This is a genomic window from Sporosarcina beigongshangi, assembly GCF_033485195.1.
Taxonomy (GTDB): Bacteria; Bacillota; Bacilli; order Bacillales_A; family Planococcaceae; genus Sporosarcina; species Sporosarcina beigongshangi.
On record NZ_JAWLIR010000016.1, the window covers coordinates 80107 to 101858 of the forward strand.

General features: G+C 38.1%; 18 protein-coding genes. 2 read left to right on the plus strand and 16 right to left on the minus strand.

The genetic code is table 11. The annotated features are described in order from the left end of the window. Nucleotides 1–45 precede the first annotated feature (45 nt). From R2B77_RS09550 to R2B77_RS09570, 5 genes are all read right to left on the minus strand, one after another. On the minus strand, nt 46–906 hold the full coding sequence (locus R2B77_RS09550) for a YitT family protein (protein WP_203247654.1): 861 nt from the start codon (nt 904–906) through the stop codon (nt 46–48). A gap of 138 nt (nt 907–1044) precedes the next feature. Then, nucleotides 1045–1347, minus strand: a complete 303-nt coding sequence (locus tag R2B77_RS09555) for a YunC family protein (protein ID WP_203247653.1) — start codon at nt 1345–1347, stop codon at nt 1045–1047. Nucleotides 1348–1404: 57 nt separating this feature from the next. Further along, nucleotides 1405–1959 carry a hypothetical protein gene (locus R2B77_RS09560; protein ID WP_203247652.1) on the minus strand — a complete coding sequence of 185 codons (555 nt, stop codon included), beginning with the start codon at nt 1957–1959 and terminating at the stop codon, nt 1405–1407. An 85-nt stretch (nt 1960–2044) separates the two neighbouring features. Continuing rightward, nucleotides 2045–3418 carry an MATE family efflux transporter gene (locus R2B77_RS09565; RefSeq protein WP_203247651.1) on the minus strand — a complete coding sequence of 458 codons (1374 nt, stop codon included), beginning with the start codon at nt 3416–3418 and terminating at the stop codon, nt 2045–2047. 29 nt (nt 3419–3447) lie between these two features. Next, nucleotides 3448–3672 carry a hypothetical protein gene (locus tag R2B77_RS09570; RefSeq protein ID WP_203247650.1) on the minus strand — a complete coding sequence of 75 codons (225 nt, stop codon included), beginning with the start codon at nt 3670–3672 and terminating at the stop codon, nt 3448–3450. A 123-nt stretch (nt 3673–3795) separates the two neighbouring features. Between R2B77_RS09570 and R2B77_RS09575 the strand changes: the two genes are divergently transcribed. Further along, nucleotides 3796–4590 carry a S1C family serine protease gene (locus R2B77_RS09575; protein WP_322555685.1) on the plus strand — a complete coding sequence of 265 codons (795 nt, stop codon included), beginning with the start codon at nt 3796–3798 and terminating at the stop codon, nt 4588–4590. A 77-nt stretch (nt 4591–4667) separates the two neighbouring features. On the opposite strand, the gene R2B77_RS09580 is transcribed toward R2B77_RS09575, so the two are convergent. From R2B77_RS09580 to R2B77_RS09630, 11 genes are all read right to left on the minus strand, one after another. Continuing rightward, on the minus strand, nt 4668–5435 hold the full coding sequence (locus tag R2B77_RS09580; protein WP_203247648.1) for a hypothetical protein: 768 nt from the start codon (nt 5433–5435) through the stop codon (nt 4668–4670). Between the two features lie 113 nt (nt 5436–5548). Continuing rightward, the gene (locus R2B77_RS09585) at nt 5549–6646 is read right to left on the minus strand and encodes an ABC transporter ATP-binding protein (RefSeq protein WP_203247647.1); all 1098 of its coding nucleotides are present in this window, start codon (nt 6644–6646) and stop codon (nt 5549–5551) included. Nucleotides 6647–7497: 851 nt separating this feature from the next. Then, nucleotides 7498–8385: a PucR family transcriptional regulator gene (locus tag R2B77_RS09590; RefSeq protein WP_203247646.1), complete on the minus strand. Its 888-nt coding sequence runs from the start codon at nt 8383–8385 to the stop codon at nt 7498–7500. Between the two features lie 506 nt (nt 8386–8891). Beyond that, nucleotides 8892–10397: an arabinosylfuranosidase ArfA gene (arfA, locus tag R2B77_RS09595; RefSeq protein ID WP_203247645.1), complete on the minus strand. Its 1506-nt coding sequence runs from the start codon at nt 10395–10397 to the stop codon at nt 8892–8894. A gap of 108 nt (nt 10398–10505) precedes the next feature. After that, nucleotides 10506–11978 carry an L-arabinose isomerase gene (gene araA, locus R2B77_RS09600; protein WP_212391525.1) on the minus strand — a complete coding sequence of 491 codons (1473 nt, stop codon included), beginning with the start codon at nt 11976–11978 and terminating at the stop codon, nt 10506–10508. Nucleotides 11979–12003: 25 nt separating this feature from the next. Further along, entirely contained in the window at nt 12004–12717 is a 714-nt protein-coding gene (gene araD / locus R2B77_RS09605) for an L-ribulose-5-phosphate 4-epimerase (protein ID WP_203247643.1), read from the minus strand. Nucleotides 12718–12738: 21 nt separating this feature from the next. Beyond that, nucleotides 12739–14406 (minus strand): ribulokinase, encoded by a 1668-nt coding sequence (araB, locus tag R2B77_RS09610; protein ID WP_322555683.1) that lies wholly within the window; start codon nt 14404–14406, stop codon nt 12739–12741. Between the two features lie 185 nt (nt 14407–14591). Beyond that, a complete protein-coding gene (locus tag R2B77_RS09615) occupies nt 14592–16535 on the minus strand; it encodes a glycoside hydrolase family 127 protein (protein WP_203247641.1) in 1944 nt (647 codons plus the stop codon). Between the two features lie 29 nt (nt 16536–16564). After that, entirely contained in the window at nt 16565–17431 is an 867-nt protein-coding gene (locus tag R2B77_RS09620; RefSeq protein ID WP_203247640.1) for a carbohydrate ABC transporter permease, read from the minus strand. 17 nt (nt 17432–17448) lie between these two features. Beyond that, the gene (locus R2B77_RS09625; RefSeq protein ID WP_203247639.1) at nt 17449–18345 is read right to left on the minus strand and encodes a carbohydrate ABC transporter permease; all 897 of its coding nucleotides are present in this window, start codon (nt 18343–18345) and stop codon (nt 17449–17451) included. Between the two features lie 313 nt (nt 18346–18658). After that, nucleotides 18659–19930 carry an ABC transporter substrate-binding protein gene (locus R2B77_RS09630; protein WP_203247638.1) on the minus strand — a complete coding sequence of 424 codons (1272 nt, stop codon included), beginning with the start codon at nt 19928–19930 and terminating at the stop codon, nt 18659–18661. Nucleotides 19931–20543: 613 nt separating this feature from the next. On the opposite strand from R2B77_RS09630, the gene R2B77_RS09635 reads away from it, so the two are divergent. Beyond that, entirely contained in the window at nt 20544–21665 is a 1122-nt protein-coding gene (locus R2B77_RS09635; protein ID WP_212391523.1) for a GntR family transcriptional regulator, read from the plus strand. Nucleotides 21666–21752 lie beyond the last annotated feature (87 nt).

Below are 21752 nucleotides of genomic sequence, written 5' to 3' on the forward strand. Positions count from 1 at the left end.
TGAGCAAATTCGGAGAGAATGATACTTTATTGTGACTCGGGTTTGTTACTTGACGACGACTTCTCCTTCGCGACGAAAGAAGCCAAAAATCCCTACTGTTTGAACAATGTTTGTAAAAGCATTCGGATCAACGTCCTTTATAATTGTCTCCAAATCATATAACTCATAGCGTGTAATCACAAGGTACAGCATACTTTTATCTTCCTTTGAATAAGCACCTTTTGCCGGAAGAATTGTTATACCACGTACCATTTTTTGATGAATGGCCAGCTGCAATTCATCAACTTTACCTGTCACAATCATGGCTGTTACTTTTTCATGGCGGGTGTGGATCATATCGATGACTGCTGTCGTTACGTATAAAGCAAGCATCGTATATAAAGCATTTTCTGGCTCATAAACAATGCCAGCTAACACGATAATCACACCATTTAGAAGTAAAAAATACGTGCCAATCGGCTTATCCTGTAAACGCGATAAAACCATCGCAACAATATCCATCCCACCAGTTGAGGCACCTAATTTCAAGGATACTCCAACACCAACTCCAGCAATCACACCACCAAATACTGCATTTAAAATAATATCATTCGACACAGACAGTACGGGCAAGATTTCCATAAACAATGTAGCAAAAATAACAGAAACGATACTATAAATGGTGAAGCCTTTCCCTACTTTAAACCATCCCAATATAAAAACTGGAATATTGAATAACAGCAATAGAATTCCCGTGCTGACATTGATGTTTAGAAAATCCATAAATACGCTGGATGTCAACTGTGCCGCACCTGCAAAGCCACTTGCGTACACATTGGCATTGATCAAAAAAAAGTTCAATGAGATAGCCACTAATAATGAACCAAAAATAACAACAATAATCCGTTTTGCCTCGATGAAAAACATAAGAAACCTCCCGTGAACCTAATTAACAATAAATTACTGACGTTAAATACTAATTATACTGAATATATGGATATTTATCAAAATAAAGAAGATATCTTCCCAAATACTAATTTTTCGGGAAAGTATCTTCTTCATTGTTTATGCCATTTTCAGCAAAGCCTTCTCCCCAGTCATTCCTGCATGAATACCAAGTCGCTCTGCTTCCAGTGTAACTGACTCCAGTGGTGCTTGCAGCAATTGCTCAATCGTCTTGACGCCAACTGCACGCCCCGCAATTATTTTCCGATCCTGTAACTGCGTGTTGAGAAGCCCAACATCTAATGCGCCACACATAATATAGCCGTTGTCATTAGATACTGTTAACAAGGTCGTTTTTGGTAAATACACTGTTACCGCTGTAAATGAGTGACCTTCAATATCGATGGATGCTGATGTAATCATCTTACCCGCCCCTTTCCTTTCTATACATATGGAAAGGGCATCTAAGTTGTTCATCTGTTACAAGCGCATATCAAATAAATAGGCTCGTTTAGTAACATTATCAGTTCGAAATGCAGCGGAATTAGATTTTTTTCCCTGGTAATAATCGATTTCTGCTTTTCCAACTGCCTCTAAATATAATTCACCGAGTACCTGATCACCTTTATCATAAATCATAAGCGCCATTGATTTTTCACCGGCAAGAATCGACTGTACTTCCGTTTTAGTTTTAGCATTTGCCAGTCGCCTACTAACAGATGCACGCTTTTCATTTGCCTCTTCTGCCTTTCTTAGCTTTTCAGGATCAGTTGCACGCAATTTTTCCCGTTCATCTTCAGTTATCATTTCACCACGCGCAATTTTCTTAGCAGTTTGATCGACATCTAACTTTTCTAGTGCTTTTTTCTTATCCTCCAATAATCTGCGCATTTGTTGGATTTCAGGAGGTAGTTCAACAGATGACTCTTTAAAGAACTTATTGTTAGGCTTTAACGTACCTTCAAAAGACTTTTTCTGATGATCAATTAACCCTTTAACCATTTTCACATAAGCTGGACTTCCATTGATTTTCATATTTTCACCCTCTCGCATATAAAGTCGCATTTACATCCTTATATACAATATCGGTTAAATTGATTATCCTTTCAGTACAAAAGTATTACCCTCGATTTTTATTTGGAGACACCAGGGCATATCTTTCCCATCTTCTGCTTTTCCAGCGGAAATACATGATAACCGCACGTGCCCACTCATCGGCTGCAATAGCTAGCCAGACGCCAACGAGTCCCATATTTAATTCGAACACTAAGAAATAACCTAACGGCAAACTCATCGCAACCATTGAAAAGGCTCCGATAATGACTGGATACTTCGCATCTCCAGCTGCACGTAATGAGGAAATAACGATAATATTAATCGTCCGTCCCGTTTCCAGTAAAATACTGAGCACTAATACGGATGCACCTATTTTAATAACGTCCTCATTATTCGTAAATAACCCCATTAATGGATAGCGGAATAGAATGACGAGTGTTACCATTGTGACCGTAAATAGAAGAGCCCATTTTACACTGGACCAAACACTTGTATAGGCGTTGTCTTTTTCATTCCCCCCCACAAACCGTCCAACGATAATCGCTGTCCCCATGCCAATCGCAATGGCAAATAAGTACGTAAACATCGAAATATTCACGGCGTATTGCCTGGCTGCTAAAGATTCTGTGCCTAAATACGTCACATAATACAAAAAGACAATTTGACAGCCTTGGTACATCACTTGCTCAAACGCAGATGGAATACCAATTTGTAATATTTTACGAATGTATTCTTTCGACAAAGTAATATAATAGCGCCACTCCACACGATACTCCATCACCCGGTACAGCAACCAGAAGAACACAAGTAACGCCAAGAAACGGCTGACAACTGACGAAATCGCAGCCCCTTGCACACCTAGTTCTGGGAAACCAAATTTCCCAAAAATTAATGCATAATTGCCGACTACGTGAATAATATTCATACCAAGCGACACGTACATTGTCTGCTTGGTAAAACCATGCACACGAATAATAGCTGACAATGAATTGATAATAGCCTGTAAGAAAATTGCTCCGCCCACAATGACTAAATATTTCGAAGCGTGCTCTAGTACCTCACCCTGCAAATTCATAGCAACCATCATATGTCTAGAAAAGACGATGAAAATTAGACTCATCATAACGCCAACTACTAAATTCAACGTCACAGCTAATGCTGAAATTTTAGAGGCCTCGAGATATCTTTTCGAACCTAGATACTGTGATACAACAATGGCAGCCCCGTTGCCGACAACTTCAAGAATGAGAATTGCAATATGTACATACTGATTTGCCGCTCCAACGCCTGATACAGCATCATCAGATACAGCGCTTAACATGAATGTATCCGCGATACCCATTAACATAAAAAGAAAAACTTCAAAAAAAATCGGCCATGTCAGATGAAATAAATTCAGCTGCTTTACGGGAGCTTTTTTTGCAGTGCTTGTTGCCATTCAAACGCCTTCTTTTCTATATACAATTTTCAAATAAGCTTTCGCAAACCTACATTTTTTTGTTCCTTTACTTCATCAGAAGCTAAATCATACTTCTTCAACAAATGAAAAACTTCATTTAATGTCACTTGATCCAGTGATTTTTCTAAAAATAGCTTGCAGTGTTTGTATAATTCTTGTGGCAAAAATGTGCTCTGTTCATTTAACTTGTTTTTTACATCCTCAAGTGAATGATCCACTGTACATCTACTCATCTCGAAGGCCTCCATTTCAGTAAAATCTTTCTCTCATTATATCACGCTAAATCTTTTTCAAAAAAGTTAAGGTATCCTCATGTATAATAAAATCGTACAATCGATTTCATTGACATGTGGGGTGTGATTTCCTTGAACGACAACGAACAGGAAGAAATAGATGATGATGAGCTGCAAGAGCTCGTGTTGGAGGCACAGCGACAGGCACTCGCTAACGTTGGGCAAGAGCAGCACAAGCCGAAACAGCCGTTCCCTAAATGGTTGTTTTGGCTAATTGCAGTGATGATGACCTTCAATACATTTGCAGTAATTTTTGAGGTCTTTTCAATTCCGGCGATTGAATTCGTCAAAACTTCCGCGAGATTATCGGCACAAGATGATATTGCTAGCTATAAAAAATCCGTAGTCGTCATTACAACAGCTGATAGCAAAGGTACGGGATTCTCCATCTCCAGTGACGGCACCCTTTTAACGAATAATCATGTAGTTGAAGGCAATAAGAAGGTGACGGTTTCTTTCCCAGGGGAAGGTGTGTTCACCGCCGATGTTGTCCATACATACCCTTCCATCGATCTGGCTGTATTGGAAATAGACGGAGAAAACTTGCCCTATTTGGAGCTAGCTAGCCAAACGACGTTTTCAACTGACGAGCCTATTTACTTCATTGGTAATCCTTTAAAATTTACGGGCATTGCTAATGAAGGAACCATTATTGATTATCATCAATTAAGCGATTGGGATGAGCCCGTCATAATGATGAAAGCACCCGTCTACCGTGGAAATAGCGGGAGTCCTGTCCTCAATCATGATGGTCAAGTAATCGGAGTTGTGTTTGCTACGTTAGAGCATGAAACATACGGGAAAGTTGGGCTTTTTGTACCAATTGACGCATATTATGACCAGCAGGTGGATGAATAAACAAGAGACTTCTCACAACGAGTAGTCTCTTGTTCACTTTCATCAATCACGCCGAGGCGTGATTGCGTCCGGAAGCTTTATCTGGATTCAGATAAATATTTCTCACGCCATTCCATCCGTTCTCGTTCATTTAACTGTGCTTCGAGCACTTTATCCCAATGCCCTAACAGCGTATTCCAAACCCTTGTATACAGCACGTCCTCATTCTTATTGTACAGTCGAAATTCAAGACAAGGCACTGCATCTGTTTGAACATTCGTAGCCGATACTATTTTAGAAATCACAATTTGAACATTTCCTTCGCTCGACTCTACCCCAAGTGATTGTAACGCAGTAATTGCATCTATTTTTGCGAGAGACTTAACCGTCCAATCAACAAATTCCTTATGATGACGGTATGTTTCTTGTTCTTCATCTGATGAAAGCTCCTCAACATTTCCTGTCAGAAAAGCTTCATGACACGGACTATACAGCGCTTTTTTAGAATCATCCTCCGGTTCATGGACAAAAATACCGCTTTCCAGTTGCTGAATCCCCGCCTCGGTCAATGCAAAAGAACTTCCCTTGTTGGCTAGGACACCAGTTCTTGACATCTTGTCAATCAAATCATTGATAAACAACTGTTCAACTAGCAATATGTCACTTAATTCTTCTGCATCAGCAATGGCTTCCGTTTGGAAAGCCATCAACATCATCTTCATTAAAATATCCATTTGTGTACGCTTTACCGTTTGAAATGCAATCTCAATAGAATGGACAGGCAAGCCCCATGATAAGGAGTCCAAAATCTTCACATTCAAATCCTGTTGTAGCTCTTTCGTTAACTGTCGCTTTAATTCTTCCACACAATCTCCACCCTTATTTCATCCATTCAATTGTCTTACATTCTATCATACAAACGTTTCACATATAAAACCGCCAAAGGAAAGTCCATTCCCCTAGCGGTTTTACCCAACCCTTATTTAATACGTTCTTCTGTATCGCAATCGAAGAAGTGTGCGTTGCTTAAGTTAAATGCTAAGTCCACTGATTCTCCAGCTTTAACGTTGAAACGAGCATCGACGCGCGCAACAAAATCCTGCCCGTCAACTTTAGAATAAAGAATAATTTCTGCCCCCATCAATTCCGCAACTTCTATGGATGCTCGGAATTTTGTTTCAGGAGAAGATTCTATGAATAGTGGCTCATCATGAATATCCTCTGGACGAATCCCAAGAATAACTTCTTTTCCAACATAGCCTTGCTCACGAAGCACTTTCAATTTCCCACCAGGGACTTGAACTTTTACTTCTCCCATAACAAAATGTTCGCCTTCCAGCTTACCATTTAAGAAGTTCATAGCTGGTGAACCGATAAACCCACCAACAAACACATTATTCGGCTCATCATACACTTCTTTAGGAGCCCCTACTTGTTGAATAATACCATCTTTCATAACTACAAGGCGCGTTGCCATTGTCATCGCTTCCGTTTGGTCATGCGTTACATAGACAGTTGTTGTTTGTAAACGCTTGTGCAATTTTTGAATCTCTGCACGCATTTGTACACGTAATTTCGCATCCAAGTTCGATAATGGCTCATCCATTAGGAATACTTCAGCATCCCGAACAATCGCACGTCCTAAAGCTACACGCTGACGTTGTCCACCTGATAACGCTTTCGGTTTACGTGTTAACATATCTTCTAATCCTAAAATTTTAGCCGCATTGTCTACGCGTTTTTTAATTTCATCTTTTTTCAATTTACGAAGCTTTAGACCAAATGCCATATTATCGTAAACGTTCATATGCGGGTAAAGTGCATAGTTTTGGAACACCATCGCGATATCACGATCTTTTGGTGGTACATCGTTTACGCGTTTGCCGCCGATGAAAAGATCTCCATCTGTTATTTCCTCCAAACCAGCAATCATTCGAAGTGTCGTTGATTTCCCACAACCCGATGGACCTACCAATACTAGAAATTCTTTATCCCTAATTTCCAAACTGAAATCTTTTACAGAGACAACATCTTTGTCATAAACTTTTCGTATATTCTTTAATTGTAAATCTGCCATTTTCTTTCCCCCTCAATATGTAAGTGCTTTCATTAACTATTAACAGCATACAATAGTTTAACTATTTGAGTAATGGTGAATATGCACAAAGATTTGTATCATCTTCGTGCATATTTACATATAGGGTTACGTCTGTTGATTAACAAAAAAAACAACCTAATAAAATACTAGATCTACTCTATGTTCAATCACTTTGGATTCGCTTTAGATTGAACGACTTCTATACAATAACCGTACTATTTTCATGTATAGGGATGCGACTTCGCCGCATCCCTATACATTCTGTTCGGTAATCATATGGTAGTCGTTCATCCGTCGCTCTCCAAAAACGCAGATACATGAAGTACTAATGCTTTTGGGGACGAGCAAATAGAGGGCTTCTTAACTGGAGAGGGCCGCCAAAGATGAAATTTTGGCGGCCGAAGCCTTGCCCATGGTCTTTTCCATTTTTATTTTAGGAAGTGTCGCTTTCTATAAAGCTTGCTAAAAGTAAAGTAGAAACACCTTGTACAAAGTGCAAGCGTGCCCGAAATTGCATCTTCGGGCACTTACACTCTTTAAAGAAAGACATTTATTCTTTTCTTTCCAAGCAGTTACATTTATCACTTAAACATTGTAGGTTTGCGACAGACAACTATTCATAGCAAGATGACCGAAAAAGATGTGGCTAGAAATGACGAAGGCGTTTCTAGCCACGCTTGCTCCTAAAGGAGGAATGAACCTCCATTCCTCCTTGGTAATTATGTCTTGAATAGTTAGCCGAAAGCGAACCGGAAATGATTCAGTTAACAAGCTAGTTTCAAGTCTTTGCTTACTTGCGATTTATACAAGTAAATGGATATGTTTTAAGGTTACTTTCTCGCTAATAAGGCCAAATATACGGTCATTGCTTGGTGAAATTGGCGAATATCTATGCCCGTCTTCTCCAAAAAACGATCCAATCGATATTGTAAACTGTTGCGATGCATATGTAAGGCTTTTGCCGTTTCCGATAGATTCAAATTACAATGTACAAACGTTTCAATCATTTTTAGCGTTTCTTCGTCATCCCTATATACTTGTAAAATGGTTTGACTCATATCGGACCGGAAGTTTTGATCTGTTTGATGGAGCAGTAAATAAGGGACAGCATCTATATAGGTAACAACTGCCTTATTCGAATAGACAAATACGCTTTTAGCAGCATTGAATAAAGATTGATAATGTTGTGCAATCCCCTCTTCCCCTTGTCGATAAGGGCCCACAAAGAAGTTGATTTTGACATATAAATCACTCATTAATAAATCTATGATTTGTTCATAGGAAGTACTTTCCTCAGTTGTTACTTGTTCCTCAATAATAATGCCTTCATAGCCATTAGCCCATAAAATAGGGACCGGTTTAGTAAAAAGTTCCTGTACCGCACTTTTAAAGACAATCGGATCAACTTCATTTTTCTTTATTGAAAAGTAAACAAAACGATAAGGGTTTAGCCATTTCAGGCTAGCGCTAGCACTTGCATTAGTCGCATGGATGACCGCACTCCACTTTTGTTCTTCATCCGTAGGTATTGGGAAATTGATGTTGTAAGGGACTATAAAAGTGGCTAATAAGGATGCATCTTTTGCAGTCAGCTCATCTTCATGAATGCCAATAATGTCATCATTCATAACAAACCACTTATATGTAAGATTTACATAATCCTGACCTTCGGTATACACAATGAGGGAAGGATAGATTTTACGCAGTTGATTGATCATTGAAATACCTCTTTCTTTAAAAAGAACTCTTGTAATTGATTAAAGAATATCACTGAATCCGCCGCAGCGCTAAGGGACGCCTCCCACCACAAGCCAGATTTTCCCGTCAGCCTTAAAGCTTCGGCTAAACCCGTTAAGGCACCTTCGCTCAGTTAATTTAGATATTCAACTGTTCAATTTATCTGGATTATTGTTTCTATAATAATTTTACCACACTAATTCCTTTGGTCATTAATGATAGAATGTAAAAAGATACCGAAGAGGATTTTCCCCTTTGGTATCTTTATGATAAATTGCTACTTGATAACCCAATTAATCTCCTGGTGGACTTCATTCGTATAAAACAGTACTAACCTTTTCATTTCTTCTGTAATTGGATTTTGACAGGTACTTCCTGTACAAACCATTATAAAGGACTTTTTCTTTTGTAATCATTAAATTTTGAAGAATTGGGGACCCTATAATTTTTTTCACTTCACACAACTCTAGTGGAAGCTACACATAAATTATTTCTTTAAACGAATAACATTCCATGATAGCCTTGGTAATGTTGCTGTCACAAGACCTTCTTTATTCACCGCATCTCCATTCTGATTAGGTACCACCTCTTGTACATGAACAGTATTAACTTTTTTCATATCATTATTTTCTAGTACAATATGCTCAACTACCCTATAACCATCAAAGTTTCGAATATCACATGTTAGTAATAATTTATCTTCAAGATCACGGTTAACTGCGAAAATCGTCAATTCTTCTTTTTCCTCATTATATACGGCTGTTGTATCAAGCACCGGTACATCAGTAAAATCTTTGCTATCATATTTTGGACTTGATACAATTGGATTTAACACTGCGCCTCTCCCGTATGCTGATGCATGCATAAAAGGATAGAATATCGTTTGCTTCCACGCTGCTCCATTTTTTTCTGTCATGATTGGAGCAATCACATTGACTAATTGGGCAAGACAAGCAATTTTTACACGATCAGCATTTCTTAACAATGTAATCAACATTGAACCGACAAGTAGTGCATCTTCAAAATTGTAGATATCCTCCAGTTGCTGAGGTGCAATACCCCATGGCTCAATATTTTTATCAGTATCAAGTGTATGATACCAAACATTCCATTCATCAAAAGCCAAATTTATAGTTTTCTTACTACGTTTCTTCGATTTTATATAATCTGCAATCGAAATAACTGATTTTATAAAGTCATCCATTTCTAATGATCTTGCTAAATAGTTTGCAAGATCATTATCGGGGTTTCCATAATATTGGTGTAGCGAAATAAACTCGACATTCTCATAAGTATGATCTAATACTGTCGCTTCCCACTCTGCAAACGTCGGCATATCACGATATGAACTTCCACAGGCAACCAGTTCAATCGTCGGATCGACCAACTTCATCACCTTAGCTGCCTCATTAGCAATTCGACCATATTCAACAGCGGTTTTCTGACCAATTTGCCATGGCCCGTCCATCTCATTTCCTAAACACCATGTTTTAATTTTATGAGGTTCTTTGTAACCATGAGACACACGTAAATCGCTGTAATACGTACCTGATGGATGATTACAGTATTCGACGAGATTTCTGGCGGCATCAACACCTCGAGTTCCAAGATTGACTGCCATATTTACTTTGGCATTCACAAGTTTAGCCCAATCCATAAATTCATTCGTACCCAATTCATTGGTCTCAACTGCACGCCAAGCAAGGTCAAGTCGACAGGGACGCCCCTCCTTAGGTCCCACACCATCTTCCCAGTTATATCCCGAAACAAAGTTTCCTCCTGGATAACGAATGAGCGGGACATTTAATTCTCGAACAAGCTCAATTACATCTTTCCGGAAACCATTTTCAGTAGCATTCGGATGACTTGGTTCATAAATCCCACCGTATACAGCACGACCAAGATGTTCCACAAATGAACCGTAAATCCGATCATCAATATCCGCTACCTTAAAATCCTTTTCAACAATCATCGTTGCTGTTTTGCTACTCATGTAATCCATCCTTTCGAGATTACGCCCCCTTATAATTAAAGGTTGCCTAAAAGTAAGAAACCCCGGTAGAGAATATACTTCATATATACAATACTTATTATGAGACTCTTACCTATATAGAAGACTATTCCAACGTAATTCATTTTTGAATTCCTTTGAGTTCGTATCATTATTAATGAGGACAGACTCTATTCCAACAAGCTCTGCAAAATCCATAAGCTGTTCTGGCGTTACAACATAAGAGAAGCAGGAATGATGCGCACCACCAGCGATAATCCAATTTTCAGCCGCCTTATTCAATGATGGTTGCGGTTTCCAAAGTACTCGCGCAACTGGTAAATTCGGCAGATCCTTCTCTACTTCCACCGCTTCTACTTCATTAATAACGAGGCGGAATCTGTGGCCCATATCAATAATTGTTGCATTTAGTGCATGCCCACTTGCCCCGTTAAATACCATTCTCGCCGGATCCTCCTTATCACCGATTCCTAGCGGATGTACCTCGATTGTAGGCTTCGAGGTAGCAATTGTCGGACAAACTTCAAGCATATGCGAACCAAGAACGAGCTCATTACCAGGTTCAAAGTGGTACGTATAATCTTCCATAAACGAAGTACCCTTACCATCAGCAACAACTTTCATCAATCGAACAAGCGCGGCCGTTTTCCAGTCACCCTCACCTGCAAAACCATAACCTTGCTCCATCAATCGCTGAACAGCCAGCCCAGGAAGTTGTCTCATCCCATGCAAATCTTCAAACGTAGTGGTAAAAGCAGTGTAGTTACCCTCTTCTAAAAAGGATTTTAGGCCAATTTCAATCTTCGCTTGGTAACGAATCGATTGAATTGTTTCCTCTCCACCGGTTATGTTATACCTTTCATGATACTCATCCATGAGGTTATCTACTTCTTGATCAGAGATGAGATTCAGCCGTTCAACAAGATCCCCTATACCATAACCGTTCACAGTCCAACCTAATTGAATTTGCGCTTCTACTTTATCACCTTCCGTAACCGCAACATGACGCATATTATCACCAAATCTAGCTACTTTCAGGTTTTGACTTTCATTGAATGCAACCGAAGTTCTCATCCAGCCGCCGATTCGTTCTCTCACTTCATCACTTTGCCAATGACCTGCAATGACTTTTCGAGTAATATTCATTCTGCTATTTATAAATCCAAATTCTCGATCACCATGTGCGGATTGATTTAAGTTCATGAAATCCATATCAATATTTCCCCAAGGAATATCACGATTATACTGAGTATGTAAATGCAACATCGGTTTCGTTAAAGCTTTTAAACCTAAAATCCACATTTTAGATGGGGAAAATGTATGCATCCATGTGATGACCCCTGCGCAATTTCCGTCTGCATTCGCTTCAAGCATTAACTTACGAATCGAATCAGAATCTTTGACTACCGACTTGAAAACAAGCTTGTAAGAAACAGAACCTGCGCTATTTATTCCAGCAACTATATCCTTCGAATGTTTTTCTACTTGACTAAGTACATCTTCTCCATACAGCATTTGACTGCCCGTTATAAACCAAAATTCGTATGCTTTTATTTTTAACAAAGAAATTCCCCCTAGCTGATTTTTATCAATCATTCCCTACTACGTTATTTTGCCCATAATAGGCCTTCGCTCCATGTTTACGCAGATAATGCTTGTCTAAAAGGAAGTGATCGATTTCATCTATCTGTGGATTTAGCTGAAGCGTATAGAATGCCATTTTTGCGACTTCATCCAAAACGACTGCGTTGTGAACAGCTTCATTAGGGCTTTCCCCCCAACAAAATGGTGCATGACCTGCGACTAGTACACCTGGCATTACCATAGGATTAAGCGCTTGTTGATGGAACGTTTCAATAATGACATTGCCTGTTTCCAATTCGTAAGCACCGTCAATTTCTTTATGTGTCAGTGGGCGAGTAACTGGTATTTCACCGTAGTAATAATCCGCATGTGTCGTACCAAGCGCTGGAATCGCTTTACCAGCCTGCGACCAACTTGTCGCCCAAGGCGAATGAGTATGCACAATCCCACCTATTTCAGTAAATGCTTTATAAAGCGCAAGATGCGTTGCTGTATCAGAAGATGGACGTAAATCACCTTCGACAATATTCCCTTCCATGTCAATCACGACAAGATCTTCAAGTTGTAATTCCTCATAGATAACTCCACTAGGCTTAATGACAACAAGACCTTTCTCACGATCAATTCCACTTACATTTCCCCAAGTGAAAGTGACAAGCCCATGCTTAGGCAATTGCAAATTCGCTTGTAATACTTCGTACTTTAGCGATTCAAGCATGATGATTCCTCCTCACCAAAATTAGAGACTATTCATTTTAATTTCCTTCAATATTTTCATTATATTATTTTCGCCACGACCGAAATAATCATATAACTTTCCATATTCCGCGAATAACTTTTCATAGATACTCGTGTTTTTCACAATCGGTTTGTATGTTTCAGCTTTTACCCTTCCCATCACTTTCGCCGCTTCAGTAATGGTTGTATACCCTCCCCGCTCAGCACCAGCTGCTACCGCACCAAACATCGCCGAACCAAGTGCCGGTGTTTGGGACGACGCAGAAATTTTAACTTCCATATTTAAAACATCCGAATAAATTTGCATCATCAGCTTATTTTTTTCTGCAATTCCCCCACATGCATATACTTCGTCAACAGGAACACCATTATTGCGAAACGCTTCAACGATCATCCTTGTTCCAAAGGCTGTGGCTTCTATAAGTGCCCGATATATTTCCTCCGGCTTGGTTAATAATGTCGCCCCGATCAACACCCCGGTAAGGTCGGCGTCGACAAGTGTTGATCTGTTACCATTCCACCAGTCTAGTGCCAAAAGACCACTTTCACCTACTTGAAGCGCATTTGCCTTTTCGGTTAAAAGTTCGTGAATATTCATTCCCTTATCTACTGCTTCTTGTTCATAACTTTCCGGCACACAGTTTTCGATAAACCACTCAAAATGATCACCGACACAAGACTGACCTGCTTCATAACCCATAAGACCTGGAATGACACCATCTTCAACAACACCACACATGCCAGGGACAATCTTTTCCTCCGCGCCTAGTAGAATGTGACAAGTAGATGTTCCCATAATCATTAGTAATTTCCCAGGTTCAGTAATTCCCACTGCCGGGATTGACACATGTGCATCCACATTCGCCACAGCAACGGCTGTACCTGGGTTTAGACCTGTTAGTTTAGCCGCTTCAATCGTAATCTCACCCGCTTTTGAGCCAATTGAAAAGATTTCATTTGATAACTTCTCTTCTACGACATTCTCCAATCGTGGATCTAATGCTTTGAAGAATTCTTTTGTGGGATAACCATCTTGTTTATGCCAAATGGCCTTATACCCAGCTGTACAACTATTTCTACTAATTTCACCAGTCAATTGCGAAACAATCCAATCTGTTGCTTCAAGTATTTGATCTGCTGCTTCGTAAATCTCTGGTGCTTCATTTAAAATTTGCCATATCTTCGGGATCATCCACTCCGAAGAAATCTTCCCACCATAACGCTGTAGGAATTCCTCGCCTCGCGCTTCAGCAATTTCATTTAAGCGATTTGCTTCATTTTGTGCAGCATGATGTTTCCAGAGCTTCACATAACTATGTGGGTTCTTACTCCATTCATTAGTCATACACAATGGTGTACCATCTGTTTTAATCGGCATGACCGTACAAGCAGTAAAATCTATCCCAATACCAACGACATCATCGGCAGACACACCTGATTGCTTTAATACTTGCGGGATTGTCAGTTCTAGTACTTCTAAATAATCACTCGGATGCTGTAATGCCCAGTCCGGCGCTAACTTAGTTGTCTGATCAGGTAAATATTCATCCATCACCTTGTGGGTATATTCTTTCACCGCTGTCGCTACTTCTTTTCCAGTGGCAATTTCAACAAGCACCGCTCTACCAGATAAACTTCCATAATCCACACCAATTGTATATTTCGCCACAAAACTCACCTCATCCTCGATATAAAGCTTGCTTTTATCAATCTCTGACCAAACACACCCTAGCGTGTTGGTCAGATTTCCATCAAGATTACTTAAGATACCTTTTGTATTCATCTGGACTAAGGGATTAAACTTCTTTTTAGCACCAAAAGATATTAAAAACTTCTATCAATCAAAGGTAAATTTCAATGATGTCGACACCAAATACACATTTCTCCTGCTCCTCGATTTCCCCAAACTAAATAAGGAATCGCTTTTATTCTTTTATTCGTCCGATGATGTTGGAATTCACTATAAAGTTCTTTCACTTGAACTGGTGCATCTATATCCGCATCTGTTTCTAAAGCGATAATCTTTCCAATCCCATCCATATATTCTTCAATAACATTCCAGTTCCGATCCGGATTTACGATAATTGTGTTTAAGTTTTTTCCATTATCCTCTTCTTCCAAGCAATAAATCAATGGACCACGTTCAATTGTAATTTTACCTGAATTAGCTTTAACACTTGCATGGGCTTGCATCAGCTTGACTCCCATTGGGAAAATAATTTCAATTATATCTCCGGTTTCCCAATCATTTCTAATCATTGCATAACCATTCTTCATCGTGTAACTTCCCGCAGTTCCATTGACCATTAATTCAAATTCACCTTTTGTCCAACGTGGAATTCTCAAACCGATTGTAAAGTTAATAGGTTTTTCGACCCTTACCTCAAGACTCACATTTCCATCCCATGGTAAATTAGATACTTGGATTAATTCCACATCAGTCTGTTTCATTGTTAAATTCGCGTGACTACCAATATATAAATGGCTATAAACTTCATCTTCCGTCACTGTATATAAATAATCTCCAAGTGAACCTAACAATCTCGCGACATTTGGCGGGCAACATGAAACACCGAACCACTTTTGACGCGTACTCTTTACATGTGTTTTACCAGGATTCTTTTCACTTGCATCAGGTGATACCTCCAACGGATTTACATAGAAATAATGCTTTCCATCAAGTGCCATGCTTTCTAATACAATGTTATAAAGTGCCTTCTCAATAATATCTGCATACTTGGAATCCGTCTCCATCAGCAACATTCGTTTCGCAAAAAATATTAAGCCAATCGAGGCACACGTTTCAGCATACATTGAGTCATTAGGCAAATCATAATCAAAAGTAAATGCCTCTCCAATTTCAGTTGAACCGATACCACCGGTAATGTACATCTGTTTTTGTGTGATATTATTCCATAACTTTTGACACGCTACATGTAACTCCGAGTCATTCGTTAAACGTGCTAAATCTGCCATTGCTGTATATAAATAGACCGCTCTGACGGCATGACCTGTTGCATGTTCCTGCTCTCTTACTGGAGAAAAACTCTGATTATAATACAAATTTGGTTCTTTAAATACACTACTTTCATGAAGCGTTCTACCGCGTTTCTCCCATTCTTCATAGAAAAAATTAGGCTCCTGTCCGCGTTGGTCAATAAAATATTTGCTTAAACAGAGGTACTTGTCATTATTAGTTACTTCATATAGTTTTACTAAAGCTAATTCAATTTCTGGATGACTATCATAGCCTTTTAATTTCCCTTCTGTTACACCAAACACTGAATCGATGTGATCAGCTAACTTGCATACAACATCGAGCAACTGACTTTTCCCAGTAGCCTTATAATAAGAAACACCGGCTTCAATCATATGACCAGCACAATATAATTCATGACAATCATACAGATTTGTCCAGCGCTGATCAGGTGCTTCGATGATATAATACGTATGTAAATATCCATCTGGAGCTTGTGCACGTGCAACTAAATCGATTAAGTCGTCAGCCTTTTTCTCAAGTTCCAAATCCCTTTGATTTGCCAATAAATAGCCGACAGCTTCCAGCCATTTAGCAACATCACTATCTTGAAAAATTGCTCCTTGGAATTTTCCACTAATTTCTCCTGCTGCCACTCTAAAGTTTTGAATTGAATAACTTGGCTCTGCATCAGGAATCTGATCATTCAATGCCTCATATTGATATGGAATGACTGTAGACTTTAGTAATGATCGATAGTTATTCCAAAAATCATCATTAATTTTAATATTATCTAAAGAAATACTTGTAAGATTGCTCATAGTTACCCTCCATAATTTATATAGATATTTTAGTCTTTTAATCCGGATGTTTTAATTCCTTCTACTAAATAACGTGAGGCAAATAGATATAAAATCATCGGAGGAATAGCCATAATCATCGCCATAGCCATTTGCAAATTCCAAGCCGTAACGTTTGTCGCACCCGCTACTTTAAACGATGACAATGCACCTATTGTTAACGGCTTTAAGTTATCTGAGTCAATAAAGATTAATGGTGTAAAGAGTTCATTCCACCAATACACTGCTGATAATACACCCACAGTAATGAAGATTGGTTTAGCGATTGGCACTAACACTTTAATAAATATTTGCCAACGGTTACAACCATCAATCATTGCTGATTCATCAATGCTTTTCGGTATCGTCATAAAGAATTGTCTAAACAAAAAGACGTTATATGGAAATGCGAAAAAACTTGGTACAATCAATGGCAAAAAGCTATCCAACCAACCTAATTGGCGAAAGATAATGAATTGAGGGATAACTGTAGTTACAGTTGGGACCATCATAGTAGCAAGAATAATGGCGAATATTAATTTTTTACCCTTAAAATTCATTCTTGATAATGGATAGGCTACCAATGAACTAGAAACGAGCGTTCCGACCGTATTCCCAATAATTAAAATAATTGTGTTTCGGAAATAAATTAGCGTATTGCTATCCTTTAATACTGTTAAATAGTTTTGGAACTGCGGATTGCTTGGAAAAAGTTCTGGTGGATATTGACTGATACCATTTAGTGTTTTTAAAGAGTTTGAAAATATCCAGTAAATCGGAAATGCCATAAAAAGAGCGGTTGTAACTAAAACTGCGTATTGAATTATTTTTATTTTCGTACTTTTCTTCATCTTGCTTACCTTGTGTTGTTTTTTCATTGTACTCCCGCCCCCTTTTAATTATAGTGAACCGATTTCCTTGACAGATAAAACTGCAGGAATGCAATTACACCGACAATAGCAAATAATACAATGGCTAGTGCCGAAGCATACCCCATATCAAAGAGCTTAAATGCATATTTATAAATATTTAAACTAAGCACTTCAGTTTCAGCACCAGGTCCTCCATTTGTAAGTGGATAAAGAAGCGTAAAAGAACTATTGAATGAGTTAACCGTTGCCACGACTAGGTTAAACAGAATAATTGGAGAAATCGCCGGCAGCGTCACATGGAAAAATCTCTGAGAAAAACTAGCTCCATCAATATCTGATGCTTCATATAACTCTTGAGGGACCTCTTTTAATGCAGAACTAAAAATTAACATCATTTGACCTGTTGCATAAGTGAATATGCATGTTATTGCTAATGTTGGCCAAACATAAAATGTATCATTTAACCAGTTAGGTGGGCTATCAATTCCGAAAAATGAAAGCACATAGTTCACAATCCCTAACTCTTTGTTAAACATTAATTTAAAAACAAAGGCCATAACAACGCTGGGCATAACAGCGGGAATAAAGTAAAAAAACTGAAATATTCCCATAAACCTTATTTTAAAGTTCAATAATGTTGCTAAAAACAACGATGAAAACAAAGTGACTACTACACTAATAACTGTGAATATCAACGTTACTCTTAACGAATTTAGAAAATCTGTACTTCCATCAAATAGTGCCTTGAAGTTATCAAGGCCAACAAATTCCGGTGAGCTAATCAAATTCCATTTCATTAAACTTAAAACAAAAGAAGCAATGATTGGTCCCCCAGTAAAAACGATCAAACCAATAAACCATGGCGACAAAAATCCATACGCAGACAAGCTTTCCTTAAATCCGTTTACTTTCTTTTTCATATGCTCACGTCCATTCTATCTCCTTGATAGGTAGGTTTTTCAAAGAAATAATTGCAATCCATTCATCTTTAGCTAAATAAAAAACCATAAAAGTTTCGTCTTAGCAACAAAAACAATCATGAAACTTTCTCTTCAAGTACTTACAAGAACAAATTCGAATGGTGTCTAAAGACTAGACATAAGTAAACTTTCAATCAGCGGGGGGAGCATCCCCCCTACCGATTAATGTTTAAAAGTTTGTTTCTCTAAAATTTCCACACTATTCCGACTGGACCAAAAAGCAAAGTGGCACCTTAAATATTTCTTATTGCTTTCACTGTGCCTCTAATTGCTTTTGGGCATTTGGAACTTCAATATTAATTACGTCATCAATTGTTTTTTGTCCCAATAAAACAGCATTAAATTGTTTTACAAGATCATCTGTAATTGTTGGATTGAGTAAAACATAACCAAACCTCGAGAACTCCGCTGATTGATTAAACACTTCCCAACTCGTTGGACCATTTTTTCCTTCAACACGGTAATCTTCATTTGCTGCAATACTTGGACGTGCCGACGGGTTATTCGACATCTTGCTTAAAAGTGGTTGTCCTTCATCACCCATCATAAACTCAATAAATTTCCAAGCCTCGTCTTTATGCTTACTCTTACTATTGATTGAGAAGAAACCTGTATGAAGAGAAGCGTAAGATCTTTCCTCTTTAGGAAGAGGTGCAATATCCCAATTGAATTCAGCATCTTGATAACTCCTTATATACCAGTTACCTTGGCGAGTCATTGCCGCTTTTCCAGCACTAAATAAATCAGCTACTTCACCTGAACCAGATGGTTCTGGCGAAACCTTATCAATATTTGTTAGCTTGTTTTGAAATTCAAGTGTTTTTCGCAAACCTTCACCTAAAGAAAAGTTCCCATCGGCATCTACAACGTCATCACCAGCAGCACCAATCATCGAATACCAGATACCCGGAAATGAAATCGCATCCGTCCCCCATTGAGTTGTTTTGTTTCCATCTTTAATCGTTAATTTCTTTGCTGCATCTGCGTAATCATCCCATGTCCAATCAGCATTTGGGTATCCAATAGCGGCTGCATCAAACATATCTTTGTTGTAATATAAAAACTCTGTCGCATACACCCACGGTAATCCAAATACTTTATCTCCTGTTTTATTTAACTCACCCATGGCCGGAATAAAATCATCCATTGTGAATTCATCAGTATTTTCAAGGTATTGGTCTAACGCTTCAATTGCTCCATTTTCCGAGAACCTTGGAATATCAGCTTCCCACGCTAAAATAACGTCCGGAGCAGTTCCACCGATAATCATTGAATTAATCTTTTGTGAGTAATCATCTGGAATATTTACTAATTCAATTTTTATATTTGGATATTTCTTCTCAAAAGCTCGAATAAATTCAGTTTCACTTTCTTTTAATGTATCCCACATACTAAATCGAATTGTAACTTTTTCTCCATTATTTTCTTTCCCAGTGCTTTCATCTTTACTAGAACAACCAATCAGGAATATAGATAATGCAAGCGTAATCAGTGACAGATAGATTGTTATTTTTTTTCTTAACATGGTATTGTCTCCTTCGCATCATTTTTTAATTTCCTTCGTTCTCCTCGCTTCGCAACAACTTACTTACAACTTATCACCCCTCAGCTCCAACTTGTACGTATAAGTCGAATTATTTTGATTATATACTACGAGACTATATTTTGGCAAGCTATTTTAATAGCGCTTTCATTTATAGTCCTGTAAAGATTTTGAATGCATGAATGGTTGATGCGACAACCCTATTATGTAATAGGCGCTTCTTTCTCGATTTTATTTTGATCCAATTCAAATAAAAACGACCAGCAAATCGGATGACATTCAGATAGATTTCCTCAATGAAGACGTAATACCTTCTAGCCTGAATTATGACAATCGTCACTAGAAAAAGGTTATTTCATTGCGGTTTTACAGATATTTGATTTATATTAAACTTGCGAACTTTACGAAAGATAAAATCTTCTACACTTAAAATAAGTTCTATTTTCAAGAGTCTGTTCTTATAAAGCTGTTGATTTCCCCCATCCTATTTAAGAACAAACATAAAATTTTATACACTTGTACCAAATTTCATGTATAATAAAAATAAAGTTGTACTTACAACTCTCACAATGAATATGTCGAAAGCAGGGATTTTATGGATAAACCCGCAAAATACATGGTTGTAATCGATGCAATCAAAGAATGGATCACCCTTGGAAAAATAAATCCAGGCGATAAAATTTACTCTGAAAATGAATTAGCAAAAATGTTTAACGTTAGCCGGCATACAATTCGTCAAGCGATTGGCCAGCTTGTTCATGAGGGACTTCTTTACAGGGAACAGGGATCTGGCACATTTTGCTCAACATCACTACCTGCACAATCGGATAACTTTTTGACAAGTGAGCCACCTACACAGATTTCAGGTAAAAATATCGGTTTAATTACAACCTATATATCCGATTACATTTTCCCAACAATTATTAGGGGGATGGAATCATACCTGACTTCGAAAGGTTATTCACTTATCATTACATCCACAGATAATGATCAAGAAAAAGAAAAACAATGTCTTGAAGCCATGCTAAGTCGAAATATTGATGGGCTAATTGTTGAACCTACAAAAAGTAGTAGCTACAATCCAAATATTCATTACTATATGGAACTTGAGAGGAAGGGTATACCATACCTAATGATTAATCAATACTACTCACAACTAAATTCCCCTCATATTGTTATTGATGATGAAAAAGGTGGTTTTTTGGCTACACAACATCTAATTGATCTAGGGCATGAAAAAATTATTGGGGTTTTTAAAACTGATGATATGCAAGGTGTATACCGAATGAAAGGATTTATCCGAGCATTCCGTGAAAATAATATTCCTTTTTTAAATGATACAATCCTTTCTTACACAACAGAAAATATGCATGAACGTTTAGCTAATCAGTTAAAAAAATTATTTACACAGTCAAATAATGAACCTACCGGTATTGTTTGCTATAACGATGCTAACGCTTTAGCTGTTATCAATATTTTGCGTACAAGCGGCTATAATGTACCTGACGATATTTCTGTAGTAGGTTATGATGATTCGAATTTATCTGAGGCATCCGATGTGAAATTGACAACTTTAACACACCCAAAAGCGCAAATGGGGGTTGATGCTGCTAAATGGATTATTGATTCCATCGAAAAAAATGATAGCGGAAAACAAGATCAAATCATATATGAACCCAAACTGGTTATTCGAAACTCAACAAAAAAACGAATCTAATTATGAAAGACCGGGTAAACATCGCCCGGTCTTTCTTTGTTTAACATATAATGGAAAGTTTGTCCCCCAATTCCATGTACTCCTTTA

Excerpts from the sequence above, each read along its gene's own strand:
- R2B77_RS09550 (WP_203247654.1), bottom strand. The coding sequence starts at position 906 with ATGTTTTTCATCGAGGCAAAACGGATTATTGTTGTTATTTTTGGTTCA.
- R2B77_RS09555 (WP_203247653.1), bottom strand. The coding sequence starts at position 1,347 with ATGATTACATCAGCATCCATCGATATTGAAGGTCACTCATTTACAGCG.
- R2B77_RS09560 (WP_203247652.1), bottom strand. The coding sequence starts at position 1,959 with ATGAAAATCAATGGAAGTCCAGCTTATGTGAAAATGGTTAAAGGGTTA.
- R2B77_RS09565 (WP_203247651.1), bottom strand. The coding sequence starts at position 3,418 with ATGGCAACAAGCACTGCAAAAAAAGCTCCCGTAAAGCAGCTGAATTTA.
- R2B77_RS09570 (WP_203247650.1), bottom strand. The coding sequence starts at position 3,672 with ATGAGTAGATGTACAGTGGATCATTCACTTGAGGATGTAAAAAACAAG.
- R2B77_RS09585 (WP_203247647.1), bottom strand. The coding sequence starts at position 6,646 with ATGGCAGATTTACAATTAAAGAATATACGAAAAGTTTATGACAAAGAT.
- R2B77_RS09590 (WP_203247646.1), bottom strand. The coding sequence starts at position 8,385 with ATGATCAATCAACTGCGTAAAATCTATCCTTCCCTCATTGTGTATACC.
- arfA (WP_203247645.1), bottom strand. The coding sequence starts at position 10,397 with ATGAGTAGCAAAACAGCAACGATGATTGTTGAAAAGGATTTTAAGGTA.
- araD (WP_203247643.1), bottom strand. The coding sequence starts at position 12,717 with ATGCTTGAATCGCTAAAGTACGAAGTATTACAAGCGAATTTGCAATTG.
- R2B77_RS09615 (WP_203247641.1), bottom strand. The coding sequence starts at position 16,535 with ATGAGCAATCTTACAAGTATTTCTTTAGATAATATTAAAATTAATGAT.
- R2B77_RS09620 (WP_203247640.1), bottom strand. The coding sequence starts at position 17,431 with ATGAAAAAACAACACAAGGTAAGCAAGATGAAGAAAAGTACGAAAATA.
- R2B77_RS09625 (WP_203247639.1), bottom strand. The coding sequence starts at position 18,345 with ATGAAAAAGAAAGTAAACGGATTTAAGGAAAGCTTGTCTGCGTATGGA.
- R2B77_RS09630 (WP_203247638.1), bottom strand. The coding sequence starts at position 19,930 with ATGTTAAGAAAAAAAATAACAATCTATCTGTCACTGATTACGCTTGCA.
- R2B77_RS09635 (WP_212391523.1), top strand. The coding sequence starts at position 20,544 with ATGGATAAACCCGCAAAATACATGGTTGTAATCGATGCAATCAAAGAA.